Origin of the sequence: Mesorhizobium sp. M4B.F.Ca.ET.214.01.1.1 (genome assembly GCF_004791545.1) — a bacterium.
GTDB lineage: Bacteria > Pseudomonadota > Alphaproteobacteria > Rhizobiales > Rhizobiaceae > Mesorhizobium > Mesorhizobium abyssinicae.
Genome location: NZ_SRUX01000168.1, coordinates 1 through 340 on the forward strand (window position 1 = coordinate 1; position 340 = coordinate 340).

Consider the following 340-nt stretch of genomic DNA (forward strand, 5'->3'; position numbering starts at 1 on the left):
TTGTCATGGTCTTTTTCGGGCTGGAAGGCGATGTGGGAAGACCGGCCTCGGAGATGATGCGGGCTTTGGCGATCGGCAGCGACTGCTTCTGCGAAGCCTCTTCGAAGCGTCCGAGATAGGACTGGTAGAGGGTGCGCAGGGCCGTCGCCCGCTGCTCGAGCTCGCGCAGCTGCACCATGGTGATATTGGCTTCCGAATTACGGCCAGCCACCTTGTCGATACTGTCGCGCAACGACTGTACGCGCGAATTTGCGACGTCGTATTCGTTCTTGAAGCTGCCGGTCAGCTGCTGCAGTTCCTGGAAGATCTGCTGCGCCACTTCTTTCTTCTCGGCGTCCAG

Annotated in this window: 1 pseudogene; it reads right to left on the reverse strand. The window is 59.4% G+C overall.

The features are described 5' to 3' along the window. Positions 1-340: pseudogene (locus EN857_RS33760) on the reverse strand (chain-length determining protein); the annotation flags it as partial.